Below are 23541 nucleotides of genomic sequence, written 5' to 3'. Positions count from 1 at the left end.
ACAATGAATATCAAGAAAATTCTCGGCTTCGCCGTCTTCCTGATCGCCGTTCTCGTGCTCGTGCCGCTGTTCATCCGCGCCACCGGCCGCTGGGACTTCTTCTACACCCTGACCTCGGTCGCGCTGCTGTCCGTCGGTGCCGCCGGCGTGTGGCTCACCTTCTATATCGGCCGCATCAATATCGGCCAGGGCGCCTATGCGCTGGTCGGCGGCTACGTCTCAGCCATCCTCGTGACGCAGGCGAATGTCTCCTTCTGGCTGACGCTGCCGCTCGCCGGCCTGTTCTGCGCCTTCATCTCCGTCGTCATCGGCCTGCCGATCCTGCGTCTTCGCGGCGTCTACTTCGCCATGGTGACGCTGGTGCTCACCGAGGTCGCGCGCCTTTCCGCGCTCGCCCTGCCGGTCACCAACGGCGCCAAGGGCATCACCTCGATCCCGCTGCCGGGGGAACTCTCCCTCTTCGGCCTGACGATCATCCCGGCCTTCGGCACGCTCTCCAATCCGCGCTTCGGCTTCTACATCATGGCCGTGGTGCTGATGATCGTGACCTATCTGGTGCTCTGGCGCATCGTGAACTCGCGCCTCGGGCACCTGTGCCGCAGCCTGCAGCAGAACGAGGAGCTTTCGGCCTCGATCGGCGTCAACACCGCCTATCTCAGGGTCCTCGCCTATGCGATCTCGTCCTTCTTCGGTGGCATAGCCGGGGCCATGTTCGCGGCGATCTCGCAGTCGATCTATCCGTCCTCCTTCGTCGTCGCGGACAGCGTGAACTTCATGCTCTACTGCTTCCTCGGCGGCCTCGGATACGTCTTCGGCCCGATGCTCGGCACGCTCCTGCTCTATTTCGGCTGGGACCTGCTGTCGATCGCCAGGGAATACCAGCTCCTCATTTATTCCGGCGTCATGATCCTGCTCATGCTGGTCCTGCCGAACGGGGTCCTGAGCCTGCTCGACAAGAAGGAGGGCCGCGCATGAGCCCGATCCTGCAGATCAACAACATCACCAAGCGCTATGGCGGCCTGACGGCGGTGAACGACGTGTCGTTCAACGTCAAGGAAGGCGAGATCCTCTCGGTGATCGGTCCGAACGGCGCGGGCAAGTCCACGCTCTTCAAGCTGATCTCCTCCTTCGTGCCGGCGACGAGCGGCGAAGTGCTCTTCAGGGGAAGCCGCATTTCCAGCCTCGCCCCGCACAAGGTGGCGCGTCTCGGGGTCGTGCGCACCTTCCAGGAAACGACGATCTTCCGCTCCATGACGGTGCGCGAGAACATCATCGTCTCGCATCACCTGCGCTCGAAGGCGAACCTTCTCGGCTTCTTCCTCGGCTCGAAGCAGGCGCGCGAGGACGAGGCGGCCTTCGCAGCGTCGGCCGACGACATCGTCGATTTCCTCGGCCTGCAGGCGATCCGCAACGAACTCGCCTCCAACCTGCCGCAGGGCCATCTTCGCGCGCTCGGCATGGCCATCGGCCTTGCCACCGACCCGAAGGTCATCCTGCTCGACGAGCCCTTCGCCGGCATGAACCACGACGAGACGATGAAGATGGTGGCCCTCGTGCGCCGGCTTCGCGACGAGCGTGGCGTCACCGTGCTCCTCGTCGAGCACGACATGCCCGCGGTGATGAAGATCAGCGACCGCATCGTGTGCATCAACTTCGGCCAGAAGATCGCCGAGGGCACGCCCCAGGAAATCCGCCAGGACGAGAAGGTCATCGAAGCCTATCTCGGCTCCGAAGATGCCGCGATCGGGATGTAAGCCATGACGAACATATTGAGCGTTGAAAATGTCGAACTCTACTACGACCACATCTATGCGCTGAAAGGCGTTTCCATCGATGTGGGCGAAGGCGAGACCGTGGCGCTGATCGGCGCGAACGGCGCGGGCAAGTCCTCGATCCTGCGGGCGATCACGGGCCTCCGGCCGATCAAGTCCGGCCGGATCACCTACCAGGGCGAAAAGCTCGACGGCACGCCCGCCGCCGAGATCGTCCGCCGGGGCATCTCCATGGTGCCGGAGGGCCGCCGCGCCTTCCCGCTGATGTCGGTGAAGGACAATCTCCTGATGGGGGCCTTCACCCGCACCGACAAGGCGGAGATCGAGCGGACGCTGGAAAACGTGCTGACGCGCTTTCCCCGTCTTAAGGAACGCTATCACCAGCAGGCGAGCACCATGTCCGGCGGCGAGCAGCAGATGATGGTGATCGCCCGCGCCCTGATGGCCCGCCCCAAGCTCCTGCTCCTCGACGAGCCTTCCCTCGGCATCGCGCCGAAGATCGTGCAGGACATCGCCCGCGCCATCGTGGCCATCAGCCGCGACGAGAAGGTCTCCATCCTCCTCGTCGAGCAGAACAGCCGCATGGCCCTTTCCATCTCCAACCGCGCTTATGCGCTCTCCACCGGCTCGATCGCGCTTTCCGGCAATTCCAGGGAACTGATGAACGACGACCGCATCAAGGCTGCCTACCTCGGAGGCGAACTCTGACATGAAAATCCTCGTCATCAACCCCAACACGACCGCATCGATGACGGATCACATCGGGAAGGCGGCGCGCGGCGCCGCCTCTCCCGGCACCGAAATCACCGCCGTCAACCCGACGCACGGCCCCGTTTCCATCGAAGGCTATTTCGACGAGGCGATGAGCCTTGCCGGCCTGCTCGACACGATCCGCCGCAACCCGGATTGCGACGCCGTCGTCATCGCCTGCTTCGACGATACCGGCCTCGACGCGGCGCGCTGCCTCACCGACCGGCCGGTGATCGGCATCGGCGAGGCCGCCTATCACTTCGCCTCGATGATCTCGAACAAGTTCTCCGTGGTGACGACGCTTGCCCGCTCCGTGCCGGCACTGGAGCACAATCTTGCCCGCTACGGGCTCGATGCCCGCTGCGCCAAGGTGCGCTCCTCGGAAGTCGCCGTGCTGGAACTGGAGCAGCCGGGCTCCAACGCCCGTCAGAAGATCAGCGCCGAAATCGGCACCGCCATCGCCGAGGATCGTGCCGAGGCCATCGTGCTCGGCTGCGCCGGCATGGCCAGCCTCGCCGCCGATCTCGCGCAGGAACACGGCCTGCCGGTGCTCGACGGCGTCACCTGCGCGGTCAAGCTCGCCGAAGCCATGGCCGGCCTCAACATGCGCACCTCGCGCCTCGGCGGCTACGCCCCGCCGCCGCCGGCGAAACTGAAAAGCATCTTTCCCGGGGAATAGCGCGAAAGTACGCATTCCCGGGACAGGATCGCATACATTGCTCCCCGAACAAGCGCGCGGCCATTCGAAAGGCCCGCCGCCGTCGGCTGATTGCCTGTGCCGGATGCGCACGGGTGGACAGACTCGCTGTTTGCATGCAATTTGCAGGCTCATTTCGGGACGGGAGAAAGCCGCATGACACAGAAGGTGGGCGAAACGGGCCGCGGCCGGTCGCAAGCCGTACATCGCGCCTTGAAGCGCGCGATTCTGGACCAGGCCCTGTCGCCCGGCGCCAAGCTGCCGGAAGATTCCATCGGCGAGCGCCTCGGCGTCAGCCGCACGCTGGTGCGCGAGGCCCTCGTGCGGCTGAGCGAGGAGGGCCTTGTCGACCTGCGTCCCAACAAGGGCGCGACGGTGGCCCGGCCGACGCTGGAAGAGGGACGCAACCTGTTTCTCACCCGCATGGCGCTAGAGCGCCTTGTCGTGGAAACCCTGTCGGGCAAGCTGACCAAAGAGCAGATCGACACGCTTTCGGCGCATATCGCCGCCGAGGATGCCGCGCGGATGGAGCACGCCCAGTCGATCCGCCTTGCCGGCGAGTTCCACACCCTGCTCGCGCAGATGACGAACAATGCCAGCCTCATCCGCTACGTGAACGAGACGGTCGCCCGCAGCTCGCTGATCCTCGCGCTCTACGGCCGGCCGCATTCGTCCGAATGCGCGGTGTCGGAGCATCAGGACCTTCTCGACCACCTGATCGCCGGCAAGACCGACGCGGCCGCCAAGCTGATGGCGCATCACCTCGATTCGATCACCACCCGCGCCCTTCTACCGAAGGAGGACGACCGCAACATCAAGGACGTCCTCTCCGCCTATGCCGTTGCGGAAGGCCTAGTCTAGGATAGCCAGGCCTTACGCGAAACACGTCAGGCCTGCTCGCCGAACAGCTTCCACCGCGTCGGCCTGAAGCGGAGCGTCGAGCCGTTCGCCGCCTGCGCATCGAGCGGGATTTCGATCTCGACATGGTGCGCCGCACCGGCCCTGCCGATGTCGATATCGGCGATGCGGGTGCCGGCGAGCCGCCGCGACGTCGCGACGCGCCCTTCGAGCGCCGGCGCCTGCGGGTCGGCGACCAGCACCACATCCTGCGGCCGGAAGAACAGCGTGCCGGCGGCAGCGTCCCCGGCAGCGGATGTGATGCCGATCGGCGTCTCCTGGAAGAGGATGCCGCCCTCCGCCACGGTCACGGGAAGGCTCGCGCTGTCGCCGATGAAGGAGAAGACGAAGGGCGAGTTCGGCCGGTCATAGACATCGTCGGACGAGCCGACCTGCTCGATCTTGCCCTGGCTCATGACGACGACGCGGTCGGCGAGCTCCAGCGCCTCTTCCTGGTCATGCGTGACGAAGACGGTGGTGTGGCCGGTGCGGTCGTGGAATTCGCGCAGCCAGCGGCGCAGCTCCTTGCGGACCTTGGCGTCGAGCGCGCCGAAAGGCTCGTCGAGCAGCAGCACCTTCGGCTCGATCGCCATGGCGCGGGCAAGCGCCACGCGCTGGCGCTGGCCGCCGGAAAGCTGGTTCGGATGGCGCTTCTCGAGGCCGGAAAGCTGCACCATCTCCAGCAGTTCGCCGACCCGGCGGCGGATCTCGGCCTTGGGCGGGCGTTCCCCGCGCGGGCGCACGGTGAGGCCGAAGGCGATGTTGTCGGCAACCGTCATATGGCGGAACAGCGCATAATGCTGGAAGACGAAGCCGACATGGCGCTCCTGCACCGTCTTGTGCGAGGCATCCTCCGCGCCGAAATGGATGCTGCCGAGCGTCGGCTGCTCCAGGCCGGCGATGAGGCGCAGCAGCGTCGTCTTGCCGGAGCCCGACGGGCCGAGGAGCGCGATCAGCTCGCCGGAGCGGATGTCGAGCGAGACATCGTTGAGCGCCGGATAGCGGTCGAATTCCTTGCGGATGTTCTTTACACTGACGTCCATTGCGGGCGTGCCTTTCAGATCAATGCTTGCGACCGGCGGCGATTTCCGCGCCGTAGTGAAGTTCGAGGACCGTCTTGACGACCAGCGTCACGAGCGCGAGGGCGGCGAGCAGCGAGGCCACAGCGAAGGCCGCGACGAAATTGTACTCGTTGTAGAGTATCTCGACATGCAGCGGCATGGTGTTGGTGAGGCCGCGGATGTGGCCCGAAACCACAGAGACCGCCCCGAACTCGCCCATGGCGCGGGCATTGCAGAGCAGCACGCCATAGAGCAGGCCCCATTTGATATTGGGCAGCGTCACGTACCAGAAGGTCTGCCAGCCGGAGGCCCCGAGCGACAGCGCCGCCTCCTCGTCGCCCGTGCCCTGCTCCTGCATGAGCGGAATCAGCTCGCGCGCGACGAAGGGAAAGGTCACGAAGACGGTGGCGAGCACGATGCCCGGCACGGCGAAGAGCACCTCGATGCCATGGCTCTTCAGCCAAGGCCCGAGAACGCTGCCCGAGCCGAAGAGCAGCACATAGACGAGGCCGGAAATGACCGGCGAGACCGAGAAGGGCAGGTCGATCAGGGTCGTCAGGAACGCCTTGCCCTTGAACTCGAACTTGGCGATGGCCCAGGCCGCCGCCACGCCGAAGACGAGGTTGAGCGGCACCGCGATGCCGGCGACCAGCAGCGTGAGGCGAATGGCGGCGAGCGTATCGGGATCGCCGAAGGCGGCGAAGAACGCACCCGCCCCCTTGCGGAAGGCCTCGATGAACACCGCGGCCAGCGGCAGGAGCAGGAAGAGCGCCAGGAACAGGAAAGCGAGCGCCATCAGCGTATAGCGGGCGGCGGGCGCTTCCGTCGTCGGCGAGCGGAAGGGGCGGGATTCACGCGCCATGACCGTACCTCCTGCGGCTCCACGCCTGGATGAGGTTGATGACGAGCAGCATGGCGAAGGACAGCGCCAGCATGATCGTGGCGATCGCCGTCGCCGCGCCGTAGTTGAATTCTTCGAGCCGGATGACGATGAGCAGCGGCGCGATCTCCGAGACATAGGGAATGTTGCCGGCGATGAAGATCACCGAGCCGTATTCGCCGACGCCGCGCGCAAAGGCGAGCGCGAAGCCCGTCAGGATCGCCGGCGCGAGCCCCGGCAGCAGCACGCGGAAGACCGTCTGGAAACGGTTGGCGCCAAGCGTCGCCGCCGCCTCCTCGACCTCGCCGTCGATCTCCTCCATGACGGGCTGCACCGTGCGCACCACGAAGGGCAGGCCGATGAAGACGAGGGCGATGACGATGCCGGTCGGGTTGAAGGCCGCCTTGATGCCGAAGACGTTCAGCACCTGCCCGACCCAGCCGTTCGGCGCATAAAGCGCGGCAAGGGCGATGCCCGCGACGGCCGTCGGCAGGGCGAAGGGCAGGTCGACCACCGCATCAACGATGCGCCGGCCGGGAAAATCGTAACGCACGATCACCCAGGCGACCATGACGCCGAAGACGACATTGATCAGCGCGGCGAGAAAGGCCGTGCCGAAGGACACCTTGAGCGCATTCAACGTGCGCGCGTCGGCAAGGATGGCGAGGAATTCCGGACCCGACAGCGAGGCGGAACGCCAGACGAGGCCGGCGAGCGGGATCAGGATGATGAGCGTGAGGTAGGCGAGCGAAAAGCCAAGCGTCAGTCCGAAGCCCGGAATGACGCTTGGCTGTCTCAGTCGCCACCGCACCGAAGCGGCAGCAGAAGTCGACACGTTACTCAGTTCCCCGGCTTGTAGATCTGGTCGAAGACCCCGCCGTCACCGAAATGCTCGGGCTGTGCCTTTGCCCAGCCGCCGAAGATCGGGTCGTCGATCGTCACCAGCTTAATGTCGGGAAGCTGTTGCAGCAACTCGGGTTTCACCAACTCCCGCTTGGAGGGGCGATAGAAGTGCTTGGCCGCGATGTTCTGGCCCTCTTCCGAGTAGAGATATTCGAGATAGGCTTCGGCCTGCTTGCGCGTGCCCTTGGCATCGACATTGCCGTCGACCACCGCGACCGGCGGCTCGGCGAGGATCGAGATCGGCGGGGCGACGATGTCGAAGGAATCCGCGCCGAATTCGGCGCCCGCCAGATAGGCCTCGTTTTCCCAGGCGAGCAGCACGTCGCCGATCTGGCGCTGGGCGAAGGTGGTCAGCGCGCCGCGCGCACCCGTGTCGAGCACCGGCGCCCGCTTGTAGAGCTCGGCGATATAGGCCTTGATCTTGTCCTGGTCGCCGCCGAATTCCTGGTTGGCCCAGGCCCAGGCCGCAAGGTAGTTCCAGCGTGCGCCGCCGGAGGTCTTCGGGTTCGGGGTGACGATCTGCACGTCGCCCTTCACGAGATCGCCCCAGTTATGGATGTTCTTCGGATTGCCCTTGCGCACGAGGAAGACGATGGTCGACGTATAGGGCGCCGAATTGTTCGGCAGGCGCGAGCGCCAGTCCTTGGCGATCTTGCCGGTCTTCTCGACGATGGCGTCGATATCGCTTTCGAGCGCCAGCGTCACCACGTCGGCCTCCAGCCCGTCGATCACCGCGCGGGCCTGCTTGCCGGAGCCGCCATGCGACTGCTGGATCGTGACGTCCTCGCCGGTCTCGGCCTTCCAGTGCGCCGCGAAGGCGGCGTTGAAATCCTTGTAGAGTTCCCGCGTCGGATCGTAGGAAACGTTCAGCAGCGTGGTCTCGGCCATCGCCGCCGAAACACCGCCGAGCACGAGGCTCACACCAAGGGCGAAAGCCCCAACACCTTTCAGAAATTTCGACATCTCCAACCTCCTGGTCTCTGCCTCGGTCAAAACCCTAGAGAATTAGTAGACTTAGTCAACAATGGCCGGAAACTTCGCAAAACCGGTTCCAAACGGGCCGCAACGACGCAATGGGCGCACTGTCCCACCCGGCGGCAAGCGCACAGTTCATCTCGAAAACGCCCGGGCGAACGCAAAATGCATCCGCGAAAAATTCAGGTTTTCCGGCCGCCCGCCGGATTTTTTTTCAGCCATTCGACACCCGCCCGTGACCGGAAAGGGGCACGGCGAGAACGCCGCGATAGACCTGCCGCACCGTCTCGGCGAAGGTGAAGGGGCCGGGGCGCAGGCTGGAGGCGATGGCCCCCACCGCCGAGAGCCCGCGCAGGGGCGCGCCGTCGTTCAGGAGCTGGCCGCAATCATCGGCAGAGAGCAGCGCTACATCGCAGCCGAGCAATCCCGCAAGCGCGCGGGCGGACGGCGCCTCGCGGCAGTCGATGACGGTCTCGTCGGGGGATTTCGGATCGCGCGGGGGAACGAAGCGCGTGCGGCCGCTCTCGAATTCCGCGGCAAGGTGCCGGTGGATATCGCCGGCGAGGCGCACGGAGAAATGCCGGTGCAGGCGCAGGATATGGCGGCGGTAATGGTTGCGCTCGGCCTGGGGCAGGTTGCGCCAGACGACGGAAAGACGGGCGGAGGCTGCATCGACGACGGTCTGCCATTGGCCGCCGTGCCGCGCCTCCGCGATGCTACATTCCTGCCGGATATAGCGGAAGGCGTCCCTCAGCGAGCGGCTGGTGGGCGGCTCGCCGAAGACCATGCCCTCATGGCCCCGGCCATGCGGCTGCGGCAGGCGGCCCGCCGCGGCGGCGACCTCGATGGGCCCGGAGAACCCGCGCCGGCGCAGTTCGAGCAGGATGGCGGCAAGGCGCGGGCCGTTGCCGACAAGGGTCAGCGGCGGCGGATCGTCCTGCCCCGAAAGGCGCGCGGCGGCGGCGAACGCCTCCCGCCAGGACGCCGCCTCGCGCTGCGCCATGCCGAAGCCGGTCGCGATGAAGACATGGTCGAAGACGGCGCCTTCGCCATCCCGAAATGCAAGGCGCACCCCACCCGCCTCCGCAAGGAGATGGCGCACCGTGCCGCGGATGGTGCGGATATGCACGTCCGGGCGCTGCGAAAGCGCCTCGCCGAACCGTGCCATCAGATAGTCGCGAAAGAGCGCGCGCGGCACATGGATATCCTGCGGGCCGCGCAATGCAGACACCGTGCCGGCGGCAAGAAGCGTATCCTTCAGCCAGCGGGAAAAATCGTCCGGCCGCTCGGGAAGGACGGAAAGGTCGCGGGCGGGCTCGGTAGTCAGCGCCTCGCCGGCAGGGCCGTCGCCGAAGGCGCCGGGCGCATCCTCGGCATCGATCATCCAGGCTTCGAAGGGCCGGTGAAGCCGGCGCATCAGCGCGATGATCGTGGCGAGCCCCGACGGTCCCGCGCCGACGACCGCGATGCGCGCCATCGGCGATGCGCCCGGACAGCGGGCGTCTTCTGCTGCGACCCTTTCGAAGAACATGTCCTGTCCCTCCCCTGCACCGTGAAGCAAGAAGCGGAAGACACGATAGCGCAGCCTTCGATAATTTTCTACCTTTTTTGTAGATAATAAATTTCGCCGATTCCGAGCCCGAAAGCGAGGCCGGCGAACTTCCTTCTCAGGAACGCGTTCCTCCATTAAAATGGCGGAGTTGGGCGGGCGGCCACAGGGATCGCATGCCCGTCCCGTCGGCGGCGCGGCACATGGCAGGCGCCGCGAAACGATCCGGCGATGTCGCCCGAGCTGGCCAGAACCAATCTATACAATCTTTATAGAATGTGATCTTTCTATCCCGATAATGCCTATGCGCCCTGGAACCGCATTCCGTAAGGAGCAGACGACATGGGTACGTTTTCATCGGCACTCGACCGCCCGGCCCGAACGGCCGCGGTCATCGGAACCGAAGATGAGGCGATCACCGTTGCCGGCACGGTCGCCGAGGTTTTCAGCTTTCCCGCGGAGGCCGGCGCCACCGCCGGAACGGCCGAGGCCCGCCTCGATCTTCTCTCCCGCTCGGGCCTCTTCGGCATTTCCGTTCCGACGGAACACGGCGGAATAGACGTCTCGAACACCGTTCTGGCCGAGGTCTGCACTGTCGCCGCCAGCCGGTCCGCGGCGCTCGCGGATGTTCTCGCCGCCCATTTCGGCGCCGTCGAAGAAGTCCGCAGCCATGGCAGCGAAAGCCAGCAGGGCACGGTCTTTTCCGCCGCCCTCGCCGGCGGACGGCTGGCGCGGGCATCGGCCCGCCGCAACGGAGAGAGCGTCGACGCCCTTCCCCTCGTCGCGAGCGGCCTTGCCTGGCGGCTCGGCGGCGAGGCCCTCTGTACCCCCTGCGCGAGGCATGCCGACTGGCTGCTGGTGCCGGCCCATCTCGACGGCGGACGGTCGGCGGGCCTCCTGCTTGCGACCCGCATCGACGGCCTCCACTATGTCGCCAACAGTTGCGAGCCGGCGAAAGGTGGCGTCCAGCCCGCCGAGCACGTGCTCTTCAAGGACGTGGCGATCGATGGCGACACCCTGCTGCATTCCGCCGGGGAGACAGCATTGCACGGCGTCCCCCGTTCCCTCGACCTGCTGCTGGAAGCGGCGCGCCGGATCGGCGCCGCCCGCGAAGCGATGCGGCATCTGCTGGACGACGACGCCGGCGACCCCATCGAGACCGGCCGTCTTGCCGCCCGGCTCGCCGCCGCCGAAGCGATGGCCGGCGAGGCGGGACGCGCCATCGATGCCGCGCAGATCGGGCTAACCGGACAGCACCGGACGAATGCTTTTCTCGCGGCGGCAGCGGCCCTTGCCGCCGCCGAAGACGCCGCCGCCGCCCTTCGCCAGGCCGGCACTGCGCCGGTGGGGGAAGCATCGCCCTCCCCGCATCTTGCCGCCATCCTGCGGGAAAGCGGCCGATTGCGCCGCGACGAGCACCGCCGTCCGCCGGAAGAGGAAGGCTGAACGCAGCCCGCTGCTACCAGCGCGAAAGGGGCCGACTAGCCCTCGCCCCGCCAATACCGTACCTGTTCCGCTGAGCCCTGCCATAAGGGCAAAAAAAATGGGCCGGCGAAATTCGCGGCCCATGAGGTGTGAAGGTCAAAAACCTCCAGAGGGGAACAGCTGATACAGCGGCACTGGGAGGAAAACCGCCATGCGCATCAGCTGTGTGCAATATGGTCGTTTTTTGATCAGATGGAAAACATTTATTGTGCAGTGCAGCTATGCGCATGCTGCATCGCTCACCACCTCAAAAATCGCTGCCCGCCACATAGAGCGCGGCAAGCGCCTCGAAGCCCGCCTGGTCCTCCGCCGTGAAGCGGCCGGGCGAAGGGCTGTCGAGATCGAGCACGCCGAGCACAGCGCCCGCGCGGATCAGCGGCACCACCACCTCGGAGCGCGAGGCGGCATCGCAGGCGATATGGCCGGGAAAGGCATGCACGTCCGCCACGAGCTGGCTGCGCGCCTCGGCGACCGCCGTGCCGCAGACGCCTTTGCCGACCGGAATGCGCACGCAGGCGACCTTGCCCTGGAACGGCCCCAGCACGAGTTCGCCGGGCGTCTTCAGGAAATAGAAGCCGGCCCAGTTGAGGTCGGCGACGGCATCGTAGATCAGTGCGGAGAGGTTCGCCGCATTGGCGATCGCATCGCGCTCGCCGTGCAGCAGGCCTTCCGCCTGGGCGAGAAGCTCGCGGTAGAAGCCGGGCTTGTCGGCGGCTTCGATCTTGCGGATGTCGAACATGGCAGGGTTCCTGAAGGGCTGGGGTCGCCCGTCGATAGACCCGCTTGCCGCTTCTGGCAAGAATGAAGCGCGCCGCTCACAGCGGCAGCCACCAGACCAATAGCCGGCTCGCCCGCTTCGTCGAGACCTGGAGACCTGTTCGCAATAAAAGGCGGGCAGCGACCTGCGCTGCCCGCTCGAGGTGCCGGCCTATTTCCGGTGGTGAACCGGTTGGAGGCCATAGACCGGCGTGGGGAGGTTTTCCAGGCGCGCCTTGAGCTGAAGCGCCAGATACTGGGAATAGTGGCGCGACTGGTGCAGGTTGCCGCCGTGGAACCACAGCGCGGCCTGCTGCGTCGGCTTCCACATGTTGCGCTGCTCGCCCTCCCAGGGACCCGGATCCTTCGGCGTATCGGAGCCGAGGCCCCAGACCTTGCCGACCCGGTCGGCCGTCTCCTGGTCGATGAGGTCGGCGACCCAGCCGTTCATCGAGCCGTAGCCTGTCGCATAGACGATGACATCGGCCGGGATCTCCCTGCCGTCCGAAAGCTTCACGGCATTCTCCGTGATCTCCTCGACCTGCCCGGCGGCAAGCTTCACCTTGCCGTCGATGATGAGCTGCGAGGCGCCGATATCGATATAATAGCCGGAGCCGCGCCGCAGGTACTTCATGAAGAGGCCCGAGCCGTCCGCGCCCCAGTCGAGCTGGAAGCCGGCCTTTTCCAGCGCCGCGTAGAATTCGGCGTCGCGCTCGCGCATCCTGTCGTAGAGCGGGATCTGGAATTCGTGCATGATCCGGTAGGGAAGCGAGGCGAAGATGAGATCGGCCTTCTGCGTCGTCACGCCATTCGCCAGCGCCTCCTCGGAATAGAGCGCGCCGAGGCCGATATCCATCAGCGTGTCCGACTTGACGATATGGGTCGTCGAGCGCTGGATCATGGTGACGTCGACGCCGGCTTCGTGGAGCGCCGCGCAGATGTCATGGGCCGAATTGTTCGAGCCGATGACGACGACCTTTTTACCCTTGTAGCCGTCCGGCCCGGGATGCTGCGAGGAATGGTGCTGGTCGCCGGCAAAGCGCTCGCGTCCCTTGAAGTCGGGGATGTTCGCCTTGCCGGACATGCCGGTCGCGAAGACGAGCTGCTTTGGCCGCAGCACGACCTCCTCGCCGTCGCGGTCGACGATAATGGTCCACTCCTGCGCCGCCTCGTCCCATTTCGCGGACTTCGCGGTGGAGCGGGTCCAGTAGTTCAGCTCCATGACCTTGGTGTAGAATTCCAGCCAGTCGCCGATCTTGTCCTTCGGCGCGAAGATCGGCCAGTTCTTCGGAAAGTCGATATAGGGCAGATGGTCGTACCAGACGGGATCGTGCAGGCAGAGCGACTTGTAGCGCTTGCGCCAGCTGTCGCCCGGCCGGTCGTTCTTCTCGAGGATGATGGTGGGCACGCCGAGCTGGCGCAGCCGTGCGCCGAGCGCGATGCCGCCCTGCCCGCCGCCGATGATGACGACATAGGGCTGCTTCTCGTAGCCGAGCGTGCGCTCCTCCTCCTCGCGCTCCTCCTTCCAGGTCTTCGCGCCGAGATTCTGGCCATGCTTCGCACCGAGCGGGCGGGTGAAGCCGGATTTCTCCTCATGGCCCTTCAGCTCGGAAAGCGCCGTCAGCAACGTCCAGATGAGTCCGTCCTTGAAGCGCACGAGGCCGTAGCCGCGCCCGGTCGCCGTCTCGAAGGTGATCCAGCTTTCGAGGACACCGTCGCTCTCCGTCGCCTCCTCGCCCGAAGCGACCCGCCAGTTCGACGGCTTGGCGGTGGAAAGCTGCGATTGCAGCATGTCGCGCACCTGGTCGCGGCCCTCGACGGTCTTGATGTTCCAGGTGAAGGCGACGAGGTCGCGCCAGTAGCACTCCTCGGCGAAAAGGTTGACGGCATCGTCGATCCGGCCGGCAACAAGGGCCGCGCCGAGCGTATCGAGAAGTGCCTGGACGCGGGTGGTGGGGGTTTTCTCGAGCATCGTTTCTCCTCCTGCTCAGTGGGAAACGGGACGGCTCCTCAACCGTCCCGCAGAACAGACCGGCCTATCGCGTGAGGTCGATCAGGATCTTCAGGTGCCTGCCGGCAGGGTCGAGCAACTGGTCGAACCCTTCGGTGACGGCCTCGCCGAGCGAGACACGTTTCGTGACGATGCGGCTCGCCGGAATCTGGCCGCTGGCGATCAGCCGGGCGACGCGCGGCCAGTAGTGGGTCGGGTAGGCCCAGGAGCCGCGGATGTCGATGTCCTTGAACGTGACGTCGAACCAGTTCAGCGGGTTCTCGCCGGGGTGAAGCCCGGTCTGCACCACGACGCCCTGCTTGCGCACGGCATCCGCGCAATTCTTCAACGCATGTTCGTTGCCGACGCATTCGATGGCGACATCGCAGCCGACGCCGCCCTCCGTCTCGGCGCGGATGACGTCGCCGACCTTTTCCGTCCGGGGGTTTATGGTGCGCACCTCGCCCAGCGCCTCCCGCGCCAGAGCCAGCCGGGTATCGTTGAGATCGGACAGGAAGATCTGCGAGGCCCCGGCCGCCCGCGCTGCCATGGCGACGAGAATGCCGATCGGTCCCGCGCCGGTGACGAGCACGCTGTTGCCGGCCGTCACGCCACCACGATCGCAGGCGTAGACGGCGACCGCCGTCGGCTCGATCAGGGCGGCTTCCTCGTCGCTCAGCGCATCGGGAATGGGCTGGACGTTATAGTCGTTGACAAGCGCTGCCTGCGCCATGCCGCCGGAATGCCAGGACAGGCCGGCGAGCGCGAGGTTGCCGCTGAGGTGGAACAGGCCGCGGTCGGCATAGTAGTCGCCACGGCGGGGCATGATCAGCGGCTGGATCGAGACACGATCCCCCGGCTTTACATGGCCGACCCCTTCGCCAACGGCCTTGACGACCCCGCCGAATTCGTGGCCGAGGATCTGCGGGCCGTGCGCGCCGGTAAACGGATGCGGTTCCTTCGGCACGAAGATCGGACCATAGGCGTATTCATGCAGGTCCGTCCCGCAGATACCGCAGAAGCGGTTCTCGACCAGCACCTCGCCCGGGCCGGGCGACGGCGGCGCATCGACCTCCTCGATACGCAGGTCCCTGGCGGCGTGGAAGCGCAGAGCTTTCATTGAGTTCCTCCTGTCGTTCTTGCGCAGGAGGATCAGCAAGCACCGTGCCAGAACGGCCGATGGAAGAATTTCCAATTATTATCAACGGCTTCCATCAAGGGAAGCCGGACCGCGGGACGGGATGCAACAGGTGGCGTGCGACAGGTGTTGCAGCCGTTGCGTCAGTTGAGCCGCTTGAGGCGGCGGTGGATGGTGGAGCGGTTGATCCCGAGCTTGCGGGCGAGCGCGGAAACATTGTTGCCGCAGTCGGTAAGGGCCTGGCGCAGGGCGTCCTCGTCGCCGGGCCGGGCGGCGGCCGGTTCGGCGAAAAGGTGATCCGGCAGGCTATCGGTGCCGATGACGCCGCCCTCCGACAGCGCCGCCGCCACGCGCAGCGCATTGGAGAGTTCCCGCAGGTTGCCCGGCCAGTCATGGGCGAGCAGCACGGCCCGCGCCGCCCTGTCGAGCCGGTAGGACGCGCCGTTCTCCTTCTCGATGCGGGCGAGGAGCTGGTCGACGAGCCAGCCGAGATCCTGCCGCTCCCGAAGCGCCGGCAGGCTGAGCGTCGCCGCGTTGAGGCGATAATAGAGGTCCTGCCGGAAGCGGCCCTCCCGCACCAGTTCGGCAAGGTCGCGATGCGAGGCGGAGAGAACCCTGAGGCGCACCGCCCGCGCCTTGAGCGCCCCGACCGGCTGCACCTCGTTTTCCGAGAGCACGCGCAGGAGCCGGCTTTGCAGGACAAGCGGCATGTCGCCGATCTCGTCGAGGAAGAGCGTGCCGCCGCTCGCCTCCTCGATCAGGCCGCGCTTGCCCTTCTGGCTGGCGCCGGTGAAGGCGCCCGGCGCATAGCCGAAGAGCTCGGATTCGATGAGGTGTTCGGGGATCGCCGCGCAATTTACCGCGACGAAGGCCCCGCTGCCGCCGCAACCGTCATGGATCGCCCGCGCCAGGAACTCCTTGCCGCTACCCGTCTCGCCCTGGATGAGGATCGGAATATCGCGCGCCGCGAGCTTTGCCGCGCGCGCCTGCACCCGTTCCATCGCGGCGTCACCGTTGCTGAGGTCCCGGAGCGCCCGCGGCAGGCGCGGCTGCGCCGGCACGGCCGAACGAAGATTGACCGCCGGCGCGACGGCGCTCGCGAACAGCACCAGCCCGTTGCGCGCCTGAAGCAGCCGCTCGCCGTTCGACCGGCCGCGCATGAAGCGCGGCAGGTCGTCGACGTCGATGTCGAAGACCTGCGAAATCGGCTGGCCGAGGAAATCGCGGGTGGAAAGGCCGGCAAGGTTCATCGAACGGGCGAGCGCGCCGAAGCCACCATGGGTGAGACCGGTGATGCGGCCGCTGCCGTCGAGCGCGATGGCGGCATCGGGATCGACATCGAGGAATTCCGGCGAGCGGGCAAGGCGCAGCACCCAGTCGTTGCGGGTGCGGGTCATGAGATTGGCAAGCTCGATGCGCCGCGCGGTGGAGGCGACGAGATGCAGTGCGAGCTGCTGGCTGGTCTTCACCGTCGGCGATCGGAGCTGCGAGATGTCGAGCACGGCCGTCAGGCTGCCCAGCGTGTCGAAGACCGGCGCGGCGGTGCAGGTAAGCCCGATATGGCTGGTGTCGAAATGGTCGTCCTGATGGATGATCACCGGCTCGCCGGAGACCATGCAGGCCCCGACCGCGCAGGTGCCCGCCCGGTTCTCCGACCATTCCGAGCCGAGATAGAGCCCCGCCTTGCGCAACTGGTTGTCGAAGGTCGGATCGCCCATGAAATCGACGGTAACGCCGCGCGCATCGGAAAGCAGCAGCACGTAGTTCTGCCCGGCCACCTGATTGAACAGCGCTTCCAGGCCCGAACGGCCGATGCGGATCAGCTCCTCGGCCTGCTCGCGATGCTCGCGCAGCTTCAGTTCGGGAACGATATAGGCTTCCTGCGCGACGGCCGGATCGAGCTTGTAGTCGTTGAGGCAGCGCAGCCAGGACTGGATGACGGGCGCATCGCGCGGGCTGACCGCGCCCATGCCGACGCGTTCGATCTCCCGTATGTGCGACAGCGTCGACACCATCCAGACATCCTCCCGCGCGCATGGTCGCACAGGAGGGCCCGTCCGGCAATCGCCCCGCTATCCGTCCTTAGTCGGCCTTCCAGTGCGGATAGGTCGGCGGGAACATCGTCTCGACGGAAGGATGGCCCCAGCTCCGCTCGGGATATTTGGCGACCAGCCCGTCGAACTGCGCCTGCGCCTGTCTCCGCGCCGCCTTGATGTCGATGCCGGCCACCTCGCCGTCGCGCATGGAGAGCCGCCCGTCGACGAAGACGGCGCGCGTGACCCGGCCGGTCGCGCCGAAGATCAGCGATTGCACCGGGTCGACCGTCGGCGCGAAACGCGGGTCGGAGAGGTCGAAGATGGCGATGTCGGCCTTGGAGCCCGGCTGCAGGCGGCCGATATCCGTGCGGCCGAGCGCATCCGCGCCGCCGAGCGTCGCCGCATCGAAGACCTCCGCCGTCGAAAGCCCCGCCTCGCCCGCCGCGATGCGGCCGGTCATCAGCGCGACGGCCATGTTCAGCACCATGTCGGGCGGCGTCGTGTCGGTGCCCATGCCGATGCGGATGCCGAGATCGCGGCAGCGGCGGAAGGAGTTGAGATATTCGCCGCCGCGGGCATAGACCAGCGGGCAATGGGCGATGGTCACGCCATGCTTCGCATAGAGGTCGAGGTCCTCCGGCTCGGCCTGCACCGCATGCGGCGCGATCAGCCGCTCGTTGAGAAGGCCGTGACGCGCCATCCATTGCGGCGCGGTGGTGCCGTGCAGGCGGGCGACGGTCTGGCGCTCCATCTTGCCCTGCGCCATGTGCAGGCGCACCGGCAGGTTCATCTCGGCGGAGGCGGCCATGGTGCGCTGGAGAAGCGCCAGCGTCGAGGTCTCCACCCGGTCCGGCGCGAGCATGCCCTGCACCAGCCCCTCGTGGCGGCCGGCGATGCGGCCGGCAAAGGCGATGGCGTCCTCCAGTCCCTTGAGCCCGCGCGCCTCGTCGAAGACCGGCTCCAGCACGCCGGGCGCCTCGCAGACCATGCCGCCCGAGCGATAGGCCGGGCCGAGCCAGACGCGCAGGCCGAGATCGCCCGCCGCATCCGCCGCACCCTCGAACTCGGCGACCGTCTCCGCCCATTCGCGATAGAACAGCGAGGCGATGGGCAGCGCCGAGGTGACGCCGCTCAGGAGCAGCTGCGCAAAGGCGAAGCGCTTCTGGAAGACGAGCTGTTCCGGGGTGTACATCTCGTAGGGACCGCGCTCGACATAGCTGCGCGGCCAGACGCGGCCCGTCGCCCAGCCGGGACCGTAGTCGATGGTCAGGACCGTGGTGTCGAGATCCGACAGGGCGTCGAGATCGACGAAGCCGGGCGAGACCAGCGCATCGCCAAGCGCGATGCGCCGCGCCACCTCGCCGGGAAAGCGCGGGCCGACATAGACGACCTCCTGCCCCTCGATGACGATCTCGCCGTCGGTCAGAAGCCGGTGGCGGCCGTTTTCATGGGCGACGATCCAGCGGGCGGAAAGCGCGGTGCGGCCTTCCGGGCGGCGGCCGAGGACGAGGTCGGAAAGGGTCATGGATCTATCCAGTCTGGCAATCGGATTTCAAACTATTCGATAAGGTCGAGGTCGCGGCTGTGCCCCCAGAACATCCGGGGCGTCTCCAGTGCATAACGCAGGCCGAGGCGGTCGATCATCAGGTCGGCCTCGCGCTGGGCGGCGTCCAGCACCGCGTCCTGGTCGACATGGACCGGCTTGCGGTCGCGCAGCAGCACCTTGCCGCCGACGAGGACGGTGTGCACGTCGTTGCCATTGGCGAAATAGGTGACGCGGTATTCCGGCATATGGGCGGGATAGAGATGCGGCCGGCGCAGGTCGACGAGGATGACGTCGGCCTTCTTGCCCGGTTCCAGCGAGCCGATCTCGCTTTCGAGGCCGACCACGCGGGCGGCGTCGATGGTGCACATTTCCAGCGCTTTGCCCGGTGGCAGCCAGCTCGGGTCGTGGAAATGGGTGCGGTGGTAGTGCATGCATTGCTGCATGTGGCGGAACATGTCCGCCGAACGGTCCGGCGCGGTCGCATCCGAGCCGATGACGACGGTGACGCCGGCATCGAGAAGTTCCGTCACCGGGCAACGCGCGAGGATGGCGGCGACGGCGCTCGGATTGTGCACGATGGTCGTGCCGGTCTTGGCGCAGATCGCGATCTCCTCCGCGTCCAGTCCGGTCGCATGAGACAGCAGCGTGCGCGGGCCGAGAATGCCGATCTCGTTCGCGATGCGGACGCTGCCCGTGGTGTGGCCGTCCTGCGTGAAGACGAGGCCGCGCTCTTCCGCATATTGCTTGACCGCGCGCGACTGGGCGACGGCCTCTTCGGCACCGGCCGCCTCCCGATAGCCGCGATGCAGCGTCGGCGTCAGCAGGGCGACGTGCAGGCGGCCGTCATGGCTGCCGTGCCAGCGGTCGACGAGGGTCTTGCACGTGGCGAACTGGCGGTCGAAGGAAACCGGATAATCCGTCCGCGTCTCGCCATCCCAGCGCGCATAGGTCAGCGGATGCGGCGGGCGCGTCGTGCCGACGGCGACCACCGAGCGCGTGCCGATGCCGAGCACGCCTTCCATATGCGCATCGCCATAGACCGGCTCGTCCGTGCGCATGACGGAATCGCCGCCGCCGAGCAGCGAGACGCCCGTGGTGACGCCAAAGCGCAGGCGCTCCAGCGCGGCAAGCTGCGCCTCGGCGAACCAGAATTCCGGCGTCGAGCCGACCGTATAGGCCCCGCGGCACGCCTGGTACCACGGATCGCTTTTGCCGCCGCCCAGCGTCTTGATCAGGCCGTGGCCGGCATGGGCGTGGGCGTCCACGAAGCCCGGCATGATCGCCATGCCGCGCGCATCGATGACCTCGCGGGCAGGATGCGCCGCCTCGACCTCCGCCGTCGGGCCGACGGCGACGATACGGTCCCCGGTGATGGCCACCGCCCCGTCGGCGATGATCCGGCGCTCCGGGTCGATGGCGATGACGGTGCCGTTCTTGATGAGGATATCGGCCATGGAGAGTCTCCCTTCAGTCACTCCGCGGCCGTCTGGCGCGAAAGGATACGATCGAGCGAGGGCGCGAGCCGCAGCAGCTCCTTGGTGTAGTCGTGCTGCGGCGCGGTGAACAGCGTCTCCGTATCGGCCAGCTCGACGATCTCGCCCGCCTTCATCACCGCGATGCGGTCGCACATCTGGCGGATCACCGCGAGGTCGTGGCTGATGAACAGCATGGAGAGGCCGGCAAGGTCGCGCAGGTCCTTGAGGAGGTTCAGAAGCTGCGCCTGCACCGACACGTCAAGAGCCGAGGTCGGCTCGTCGCAGATCAGCAGCGACGGGCGCGGGCCGAGCGCGCGGGCAATCGCGATGCGCTGGCGCTGGCCGCCGGAGAAGGCATGCGAGAAGCGCCCGCCCGCATCGGCGGGCAGGCCTACCGCCTCCAGCAGGGTCTTCGCATCCTGCCGCGCCTCTTCCGCGTTGGAAGCGAGCTTGTAGAACAGGATCGGCTCGGCAATGGCGGAATTGATGCGCAGGCGCGGATTGAGCGCCGAATAGGGGTCCTGGAACACCATCTGCAGCGACTGCCGGACGGATTTCTCACGCTTCGCGCCGAGCGCCGTGCCCTGGAAGTCGATGCTGCCGGAACTCTGGGTGACGAGGCCGGCGATTGTGTTGGCGACGGTGGTCTTGCCGCAGCCGGATTCGCCGACGAGGCCGAAGATCTCCCCGCGACGGACATCGAAGGAAACGCCCTTCACCGCCTTGAAGACGGACGCCTTGCGGCCGGGGATCAGCGAACGCCCGCCATATTCGACGGCGAGATCACGAACGGAGAGGACGACGTCGTCCCTGCTGCCCGTTTCGCTCTTCGTGCTCTTGCCGCGCACGCTGGCGCGGGCATTGAGCGTCACCTGCGTTTCCTCACTCGGCACCGGCAGGCGCTCGAGGCGGTGCTCGATCGGCGGCACGGCGGCGATCAGCGTGCGGGCATAGGGCGCCTGCGGATTGGTCAGCACCTCGCGCGCCGTACCGCTCTCCACCACCGCGCCGTTCTGCATGATGGTGACGCGGTCGGCGATCTCGGCGACGACGCCCATATTGTGCGTGACGAGCAGCACGCCGACGCCGCGCTCGTCGGCAAGGTCGCGGATCAGCTTGAGGATCTGCGCCTGCACCGACACATCGAGCGCCGTGGTCGGCTCGTCGGCGACGATAAGCTGCGGGTTGCAGGCGAGCGCCGTCGCGATGACGACGCGCTGGCGCTGGCCGCCGGAAAGCTGGTGCGGATAGGAGCCGAGCCGGCGCTCCGGCTCGGGAATGCCGACGGCCTTCATCAATTCCAGAGCACGCGCCCTCGCCGCCGGGCGGGAAAGCTTCAGATGGGCGAGCATGCCCTCGCAGAGCTGGCTTTCGACGGTGAAGAGCGGATTGAGGCTCGTCATCGGGTCCTGGAAGATCGCACCGACGTCGCGGCCGGGCACGATGCCCTCGGTGCGGCCGGTGCGCAGATCGATCGGCTTGCCGGCGATCTCGATGGAGCCGGAAGCGATCTTGCCGGGGGCCTGCAACAGGCCCATCAGCGCATTGCCGACCGTGGTCTTGCCGGCGCCGGATTCGCCGACGAGGGCGTGGATCTCGCCCGGGCGGATGAGAAGGTCGATGTCCTTGACGGCGACGAGCGCGTCGCCGTTGGCCAGCGGATATTCGACGCGCAGCTTGCGGATGTCGAGAACGGGGGGCTTTGTTTCGGTCATCTCAGCGGGCCATCAGTTTCGGGTTGAAGCGGTCGCGCAGATAGTCGCCGATCACGTTGACGGCGAGCACGAGGATGACGAGCACCGCCGCCGGCATGACGGCGATCCACCAGAGGCCGGAGAACAGGAACTGGTTGCCGATGCGGATGAGCGTGCCGAGCGAAGGATAGGTCGGCGGCATGCCGGCGCCGAGGAAGGACAGCGTCGCCTCCGTCAGGATCGCGCCGGCAAGGTTGATCGTGGCGATGACCATGACCGAGCTCATGACGTTCGGCAGGATATGCCGGCCCATGATGCGCCCGGAGGGCAGGCCGATCACCTTGGCGGCGCGCACATAGTCGCGCGCCACTTCCACCATGGTCGAGGCGCGCACCGTGCGGGCATATTGCACCCATTCGTTGACGGCGATGGAGAAGATCAGCACCAGCGGCGCCCAGGTCAGCATCGTGTCGGCGCTGAACTGCGCCCGGGCGATGCCGCTGATGAGGAGCGCGACGAGGATGGTCGGGAAGCTGACGAGCACGTCGGCGATGCGCATGACGATGCTGTCGACGATACCGCCGAAGAAGCCGGCGACAAGACCGAGGATCACGCCGAGCGCGGCGGAAAACAGCACCGCACCGAGGCCGATGACCACGGAGATGCGCAGGCCGAACAGGATGACCGAGACGAGGTCGCGGCCCTGGTTGTCCGTACCGAGCAGGAAGCGCGGATCGCCGCCGTCCATGAAGGAGGGCGGGATCTCCATGTCGATGAGCGAGTAGGAGGAGACGTCGCGCGGGTCCATCGGCGCGATCATCGGCGCGAAGAGGACGAGCACGAGCATGACGGCGAGCACGAGGCCGGCGATCATCACGGAAACCGGCGGAAGCCGGCGCATCAGGGATTGCGTGGCCATTATCGTGTCCTCAGGCGCGGATCGATGAAGGTGTAGAGAATGTCGACGATCATGTTGATCATGACGAAGAGGAAGCCGACGAAGAGCAGGTAGGCGGCGAGCACCGGCATGTCGGGATAGCCGACGGCATTGGTGAAGAGCAGGCCCATGCCCGGCCACTGGAACACCGTCTCGGTGACGATGGCGAAGGCGATGAGCTGGCCGATCTGAAGGCCGGTAACGGTGACGACGGGCATCAGCGCGTTGCGCAGCGCAAGGCGGCCGTAGATATAGGCGCGCGGCAGGCCGCGGGCGAAGGCGAAGCGGATATAATCCGACGACAGCACGTCGATCATCTCCGAGCGCACCAGCCGCATGATCAGCGTGAGCTGGAAGAGCGCCAGCGTGATCGACGGCAGGATCAGCGACTTCAGGCCCGAAAGAGTGAGGAAGCCCGTCTGCCAGAAGCCGAGATCGACGAGATCGCCGCGGCCCGACGAAGGCAGCCAGCGCAGGTTGACCGCGAAGACGAGGATCAGCAGCAGGCCGGTGACGAAAGTGGGCATGGAGATGCCGACGAGCGTTGCCGACTGGGTGAAGCGCGAGAGGAAGGAATGCGGCTTCAGCGCGCAGAGCACGCCGAGCGGAATGCCGATGCAGAGCGCCAGCAGCGTGGCGACGATCACCAGTTCCAGCGTCGCCGGAAGGCGGCTCATCAGGAGGCCGACGACCGGCTGCTGGTAGCGGAAGCTCGTGCCGAGATTGCCGGTCAGCACCTGGCCGACGAAATCGAGGAACTGCGTGACGATGGGCTTATCGAGGCCGAGCGCCATGCGCAGGGCGTCCTTTTCCGCCTGGGTCGCGCCTTCGCGCACCATGGAGGCGACGGGATCGCCGACAAAGCGGAACATGACGAAGGCGACGGCCGTCACGGCGAGCATCACGAGGATGGCCTGCAGAAGCCTCACGGAAAGAAGTCTGAGCATCGGAATGGTCCTTCAGGGAGCGATCATGCCCTGGGGGCGGAAACCGGGCCGTT

The 23541-nt window shown here is 66.6% G+C and carries 20 protein-coding genes; 6 read left to right on the top strand and 14 right to left on the bottom strand.

What is annotated here, in order from left to right; genetic code table 11:
* Nucleotides 1-3: 3 nt before the first annotated feature.
* The 5 genes from DSD28_RS11345 to DSD28_RS11325 all read left to right on the top strand — a co-directional run bounded on the left by DSD28_RS11345 (nt 4) and on the right by DSD28_RS11325 (nt 4080).
* A complete protein-coding gene (locus DSD28_RS11345; protein ID WP_119256513.1) occupies nt 4-975 on the top strand; it encodes a branched-chain amino acid ABC transporter permease in 972 nt (323 codons plus the stop codon).
* Nucleotides 972-1754: an ABC transporter ATP-binding protein gene (locus DSD28_RS11340; protein ID WP_119256512.1), complete on the top strand. Its 783-nt coding sequence runs from the start codon at nt 972-974 to the stop codon at nt 1752-1754. The genes DSD28_RS11345 and DSD28_RS11340 overlap by 4 nt, the downstream gene beginning before the upstream one ends.
* Before the next feature lie 3 nt (nt 1755-1757).
* Entirely contained in the window at nt 1758-2480 is a 723-nt protein-coding gene (locus tag DSD28_RS11335; RefSeq protein WP_119256511.1) for an ABC transporter ATP-binding protein, read from the top strand.
* A 1-nt stretch (nt 2481) separates the two neighbouring features.
* Nucleotides 2482-3201 (top strand): aspartate/glutamate racemase family protein, encoded by a 720-nt coding sequence (locus DSD28_RS11330; protein WP_119256510.1) that lies wholly within the window; start codon nt 2482-2484, stop codon nt 3199-3201.
* A 174-nt stretch (nt 3202-3375) separates the two neighbouring features.
* Nucleotides 3376-4080 (top strand): GntR family transcriptional regulator, encoded by a 705-nt coding sequence (locus DSD28_RS11325; protein ID WP_119256509.1) that lies wholly within the window; start codon nt 3376-3378, stop codon nt 4078-4080.
* A 26-nt stretch (nt 4081-4106) separates the two neighbouring features.
* Here DSD28_RS11325 and DSD28_RS11320 read toward each other — a convergent pair whose 3' ends face one another.
* The 5 genes from DSD28_RS11320 to DSD28_RS11300 all read right to left on the bottom strand — a co-directional run bounded on the left by DSD28_RS11320 (nt 4107) and on the right by DSD28_RS11300 (nt 9466).
* Nucleotides 4107-5159 (bottom strand): sulfate/molybdate ABC transporter ATP-binding protein, encoded by a 1053-nt coding sequence (locus DSD28_RS11320; RefSeq protein ID WP_119256508.1) that lies wholly within the window; start codon nt 5157-5159, stop codon nt 4107-4109.
* Nucleotides 5160-5178: 19 nt separating this feature from the next.
* A complete protein-coding gene (gene cysW, locus DSD28_RS11315; protein WP_119256507.1) occupies nt 5179-6039 on the bottom strand; it encodes a sulfate ABC transporter permease subunit CysW in 861 nt (286 codons plus the stop codon).
* Nucleotides 6029-6892: a sulfate ABC transporter permease subunit CysT gene (gene cysT / locus DSD28_RS11310; protein ID WP_119256506.1), complete on the bottom strand. Its 864-nt coding sequence runs from the start codon at nt 6890-6892 to the stop codon at nt 6029-6031. The genes cysW and cysT overlap by 11 nt, the downstream gene beginning before the upstream one ends.
* 5 nt (nt 6893-6897) lie before the next feature.
* On the bottom strand, nt 6898-7923 hold the full coding sequence (locus DSD28_RS11305) for a sulfate ABC transporter substrate-binding protein (RefSeq protein WP_119256505.1): 1026 nt from the start codon (nt 7921-7923) through the stop codon (nt 6898-6900).
* 226 nt (nt 7924-8149) lie between these two features.
* Entirely contained in the window at nt 8150-9466 is a 1317-nt protein-coding gene (locus DSD28_RS11300) for an FAD/NAD(P)-binding protein (RefSeq protein WP_162911360.1), read from the bottom strand.
* Nucleotides 9467-9826: 360 nt separating this feature from the next.
* Here DSD28_RS11300 and DSD28_RS11295 point away from each other — a divergent pair, with 360 nt between their 5' ends.
* Entirely contained in the window at nt 9827-10930 is a 1104-nt protein-coding gene (locus tag DSD28_RS11295; RefSeq protein WP_119256503.1) for an acyl-CoA dehydrogenase family protein, read from the top strand.
* A gap of 286 nt (nt 10931-11216) precedes the next feature.
* On the opposite strand, the gene DSD28_RS11285 is transcribed toward DSD28_RS11295, so the two are convergent.
* From DSD28_RS11285 to DSD28_RS11245, 9 genes are all read right to left on the bottom strand, one after another.
* A complete protein-coding gene (locus tag DSD28_RS11285; RefSeq protein WP_119256501.1) occupies nt 11217-11708 on the bottom strand; it encodes a GAF domain-containing protein in 492 nt (163 codons plus the stop codon).
* Between the two features lie 189 nt (nt 11709-11897).
* Complete coding sequence (locus DSD28_RS11280; protein WP_119256500.1) at nt 11898-13697, bottom strand: NAD(P)/FAD-dependent oxidoreductase; 1800 nt, start codon at nt 13695-13697, stop codon at nt 11898-11900.
* Nucleotides 13698-13761: 64 nt separating this feature from the next.
* A complete protein-coding gene (locus DSD28_RS11275; RefSeq protein ID WP_119256499.1) occupies nt 13762-14835 on the bottom strand; it encodes a 2,3-butanediol dehydrogenase in 1074 nt (357 codons plus the stop codon).
* 161 nt (nt 14836-14996) lie between these two features.
* A complete protein-coding gene (locus DSD28_RS11270; RefSeq protein WP_119256498.1) occupies nt 14997-16868 on the bottom strand; it encodes a sigma-54-dependent Fis family transcriptional regulator in 1872 nt (623 codons plus the stop codon).
* A 67-nt stretch (nt 16869-16935) separates the two neighbouring features.
* Nucleotides 16936-18414, bottom strand: coding sequence for an amidohydrolase family protein (locus DSD28_RS11265; RefSeq protein ID WP_119256497.1), 1479 nt, complete (start codon nt 18412-18414; stop codon nt 16936-16938).
* Nucleotides 18415-18446: 32 nt separating this feature from the next.
* Nucleotides 18447-19889, bottom strand: a complete 1443-nt coding sequence (locus DSD28_RS11260; protein ID WP_119256496.1) for an amidohydrolase family protein — start codon at nt 19887-19889, stop codon at nt 18447-18449.
* 17 nt (nt 19890-19906) lie between these two features.
* Nucleotides 19907-21625, bottom strand: a complete 1719-nt coding sequence (locus DSD28_RS11255; protein ID WP_119256495.1) for a dipeptide ABC transporter ATP-binding protein — start codon at nt 21623-21625, stop codon at nt 19907-19909.
* 1 nt (nt 21626) lies between these two features.
* Nucleotides 21627-22523: an ABC transporter permease gene (locus DSD28_RS11250; RefSeq protein ID WP_119256494.1), complete on the bottom strand. Its 897-nt coding sequence runs from the start codon at nt 22521-22523 to the stop codon at nt 21627-21629.
* Nucleotides 22523-23488, bottom strand: a complete 966-nt coding sequence (locus DSD28_RS11245) for an ABC transporter permease (protein WP_119256493.1) — start codon at nt 23486-23488, stop codon at nt 22523-22525. The genes DSD28_RS11250 and DSD28_RS11245 overlap by 1 nt, the downstream gene beginning before the upstream one ends.
* Nucleotides 23489-23541: the final 53 nt, after the last annotated feature.

The sequence above is a fragment of the Shinella zoogloeoides genome, assembly GCF_003574625.1.
GTDB classification, from domain to species: domain Bacteria; phylum Pseudomonadota; class Alphaproteobacteria; order Rhizobiales; family Rhizobiaceae; genus Shinella; species Shinella zoogloeoides_A.
The sequence above is the reverse complement of the archived record's forward strand: the minus strand, read 5'-3'. Positions and strand labels throughout refer to the sequence as shown.

Excerpts from the sequence above, each read along its gene's own strand:
- DSD28_RS11345 (WP_119256513.1), top strand. The coding sequence starts at position 4 with ATGAATATCAAGAAAATTCTCGGCTTCGCCGTCTTCCTGATCGCCGTT.
- DSD28_RS11340 (WP_119256512.1), top strand. The coding sequence starts at position 972 with ATGAGCCCGATCCTGCAGATCAACAACATCACCAAGCGCTATGGCGGC.
- DSD28_RS11335 (WP_119256511.1), top strand. The coding sequence starts at position 1,758 with ATGACGAACATATTGAGCGTTGAAAATGTCGAACTCTACTACGACCAC.
- DSD28_RS11330 (WP_119256510.1), top strand. The coding sequence starts at position 2,482 with ATGAAAATCCTCGTCATCAACCCCAACACGACCGCATCGATGACGGAT.
- DSD28_RS11325 (WP_119256509.1), top strand. The coding sequence starts at position 3,376 with ATGACACAGAAGGTGGGCGAAACGGGCCGCGGCCGGTCGCAAGCCGTA.
- DSD28_RS11320 (WP_119256508.1), bottom strand. The coding sequence starts at position 5,159 with ATGGACGTCAGTGTAAAGAACATCCGCAAGGAATTCGACCGCTATCCG.
- cysW (WP_119256507.1), bottom strand. The coding sequence starts at position 6,039 with ATGGCGCGTGAATCCCGCCCCTTCCGCTCGCCGACGACGGAAGCGCCC.
- DSD28_RS11305 (WP_119256505.1), bottom strand. The coding sequence starts at position 7,923 with ATGTCGAAATTTCTGAAAGGTGTTGGGGCTTTCGCCCTTGGTGTGAGC.
- DSD28_RS11300 (WP_162911360.1), bottom strand. The coding sequence starts at position 9,466 with ATGTTCTTCGAAAGGGTCGCAGCAGAAGACGCCCGCTGTCCGGGCGCA.
- DSD28_RS11295 (WP_119256503.1), top strand. The coding sequence starts at position 9,827 with ATGGGTACGTTTTCATCGGCACTCGACCGCCCGGCCCGAACGGCCGCG.
- DSD28_RS11285 (WP_119256501.1), bottom strand. The coding sequence starts at position 11,708 with ATGTTCGACATCCGCAAGATCGAAGCCGCCGACAAGCCCGGCTTCTAC.
- DSD28_RS11280 (WP_119256500.1), bottom strand. The coding sequence starts at position 13,697 with ATGCTCGAGAAAACCCCCACCACCCGCGTCCAGGCACTTCTCGATACG.
- DSD28_RS11275 (WP_119256499.1), bottom strand. The coding sequence starts at position 14,835 with ATGAAAGCTCTGCGCTTCCACGCCGCCAGGGACCTGCGTATCGAGGAG.
- DSD28_RS11270 (WP_119256498.1), bottom strand. The coding sequence starts at position 16,868 with ATGGTGTCGACGCTGTCGCACATACGGGAGATCGAACGCGTCGGCATG.
- DSD28_RS11265 (WP_119256497.1), bottom strand. The coding sequence starts at position 18,414 with ATGACCCTTTCCGACCTCGTCCTCGGCCGCCGCCCGGAAGGCCGCACC.
- DSD28_RS11260 (WP_119256496.1), bottom strand. The coding sequence starts at position 19,889 with ATGGCCGATATCCTCATCAAGAACGGCACCGTCATCGCCATCGACCCG.
- DSD28_RS11255 (WP_119256495.1), bottom strand. The coding sequence starts at position 21,625 with ATGACCGAAACAAAGCCCCCCGTTCTCGACATCCGCAAGCTGCGCGTC.
- DSD28_RS11250 (WP_119256494.1), bottom strand. The coding sequence starts at position 22,523 with ATGGCCACGCAATCCCTGATGCGCCGGCTTCCGCCGGTTTCCGTGATG.
- DSD28_RS11245 (WP_119256493.1), bottom strand. The coding sequence starts at position 23,488 with ATGCTCAGACTTCTTTCCGTGAGGCTTCTGCAGGCCATCCTCGTGATG.